Annotated in this window: 1 protein-coding gene, 1 tRNA gene and 1 pseudogene; 1 reads left to right on the forward strand and 2 read right to left on the reverse strand. The window is 44.7% G+C overall.

Annotation, left to right across the window (positions count from 1 at the left end; all coding sequences use genetic code 11):
- Positions 1-67: 67 nt before the first annotated feature.
- Positions 68-679 (reverse strand): annotated as a pseudogene (locus QUA74_RS29600) (IS4 family transposase); the annotation flags it as partial.
- A 607-nt stretch (positions 680-1286) separates the two neighbouring features.
- Here QUA74_RS29600 and QUA74_RS29605 point away from each other — a divergent pair.
- A tRNA-Arg gene (locus QUA74_RS29605) sits at positions 1287-1360 on the forward strand.
- Between the two features lie 181 nt (positions 1361-1541).
- On the opposite strand, the gene QUA74_RS29610 is transcribed toward QUA74_RS29605, so the two are convergent.
- Complete coding sequence (locus QUA74_RS29610) at positions 1542-2195, reverse strand: hypothetical protein (protein WP_445251686.1); 654 nt, start codon at positions 2193-2195, stop codon at positions 1542-1544.
- Between the last annotated feature and the right edge of the window lie 229 nt (positions 2196-2424).

The following is a 2424-nucleotide window of genomic DNA, read 5'->3' on the forward strand; positions in this document are numbered from 1 at the left end:
ATATGAGGACGACCAGACATTGTAATTCTCTCCTTTACTTTTTACACAAGTCTATCACATCTTTAAAAAAATGGTATGAGGTTTGAGTTGGCACTAATTGCAGAATATTTTCTTCAAGCTTAACATCAGAAGCTCTGGGTTTTCCAGAAACTAAATCTCGACAGGAAGCCTGGTCATTAAATCTATGACTGTTGCCATTTTTCCTGCCAACTACCCTTTAGGTATATCTTCCAGACTTTTGAGCTTGCAAAATAATGCTTCGAGTGTTGAGCTATCCACTATCCAAATTCGGGGAAATTTGGTCAAAGCAAATTGAATGCTTTCTGCTAAAGGTCTGTGGTTTCTCTTGTACCAAGCAGTTCTTAAACTTGGTAATAAATTTTTGAACACTCCTTCAAATAATGTGGCAGGAAAACTTAAAAATCTTTGAGACATTGCTTGTTGAGTGACTGTCGTGGGTTGGCACCACAAAAAACCTTCTCTTGCCAACATTCTTGTGAGTTCTGTCACCCCCGCTACATCTCGCCACAGTAGAGTTAATACTGCTGCTACCATCAACGGTAGGTTAAGAATTCTCTCTCGTAAACCCAGTTGACGGTAGTAATTTTCTTGTGAGGTGATGGATGGCTGGTGTTAATAATGCCGATAGTTGCGAGGCAATTGCCTCATCTTCCACCATCGGTCTTGTTGTTTTTTTGGCGTGGTCACGGTTGGTTTTTTGACTTTTAGCCATATTTACTGACCTACACAATCGCTCAATTATTTGTCAATTATATCGTTTGATAATACCAACACGATGCAACTATTATCACTGGCCCCGACGCTGCCGTGCGCTGGCGGTGCAACTATAATCGATCGCCCGCCCGCAATGCCTTTCGAGCGAACAACTTATTAATAATAATAATCGCTGCCGGTGGGAGAGTCCGCCAACGGCGGACTCTCCCCCCCCTTACCCCTTGTTTGATTATCATTATTATTCAATTATATTTATACACAAAGAGGTATTGACAAAATCTACTCCCTTTTAATTTGTTACCAATGGGGTAGTATTGCTAATTACCCACATCACTGAGGAGCCGGATGAGGTGAAAGTCTCAAGTCCGGTTTTGTAGGCGAGGCAGGTAGGAGACTACGTGACCTTAGCCAGCTCAGTGTTTCACAACTATTGCTTTTGATGCTTGACGTATTTTGGTACATCAAACCCGTTTATGCGTAAGTCATCAAATATTTACTTGCTCGATCGCACACTGCACCTATACAATAATGTTGTTAGCGATTTTTGAGTTGGGTGCGTAACTCAGTTGGATAGAGTAGCTGCCTTCTAAGCAGCGAGCCGCAGGTTCAAGTCCTGCCGTACCCGTTAATAAAACCTAATAGCATCAAGGGTTTGAGCCGTTCTTTACCGCAAAGGAGAGAGTGGCTCAAACCTTATTTGTTGTGCATGTGTTGTGCGTTTGTTGTGCAAGACAATTGCACAACAAACGCACAACACTGCCTATCTGGGTCAGGTGGTATCCCGGCATCCTGTCGGTAGACGCGGGTTAGCTCTCCAAGCCTAGTATTTCCAAGAACGTCCCCACGTCTGCAAAGTCCGCTCTGGATTTTTTACGCCGCGCTTTTAACTCATTGAGCAAGTCGGCCGGTTCTGGAAATTTTGCCACGGTCGGAGCTGAGTTTTTATTTGCTTCCTGATCGCGTCGCACTTCCTTGAGCTCTTGCTCCAACATCTGCGCCTTCAGTCCTATATCGCCGTTGCGCTCGTGTAACTGATTCAGCTCTGTATCCCATTCTGCAAGCTGCTTGTTGGCGACTTTCAATTCCTGCCTGAGCGATTCATCGTTGCCATCGCTCAGGGCACTCAATTTTCCCAGCCGTTCCTCAATGGCGGCCATACGCTCCATCACGGGGTCGAGGCGATCAGCTACAGCCTTGTCTACAGTTTCTGCCATAGCTGTAGACAAGGCTGTAGACACGACGCTGTTATTGTTTCGTGTAGACAAATCTGTAGACACCGTAGACAGGGCTGTAGCGTCATCCTGTGTAGACACTGTAGACATCGTTGTAGACGTGCCTGATATTTCCTTGAGAATGCGTTGTGCAGCTTGACTGACCGACTCGCCCTCTAGTCTTTGAGCTTCTATCCTGTTCAGGAAGTGACCGGAAGCCCTGAACGATAGGACTTGACTTTGACTCATTGTAGACACCTGTGTACAGTATTTGTCTACAATAACGGATAACTGTCTACAGTGTCAACATATTGTCTACAAAACTTGTAGACATGAAAATCCCCGCATAGGGACGGGGTTTAGCCGTCAATCAGAGATAACCGCTGCCAATGAGCACAAGCTTATACCATTTTTTTAAAGATGTGATAGAGATAAAGAATGTAAAATCCAAGACCATCCGGTGAGAAAACCAATGACG

Origin of the sequence: Microcoleus sp. LAD1_D3, assembly GCF_036702135.1 — a bacterium.
Classification (GTDB): Bacteria; Cyanobacteriota; Cyanobacteriia; order Cyanobacteriales; family Microcoleaceae; genus Microcoleus.

Bases quoted from the DNA above. Each gene is read 5' to 3' on its own strand.
- QUA74_RS29610 (WP_445251686.1), bottom strand. From the start codon at position 2,195: ATGAGTCAAAGTCAAGTCCTATCGTTCAGGGCTTCCGGTCACTTCCTG.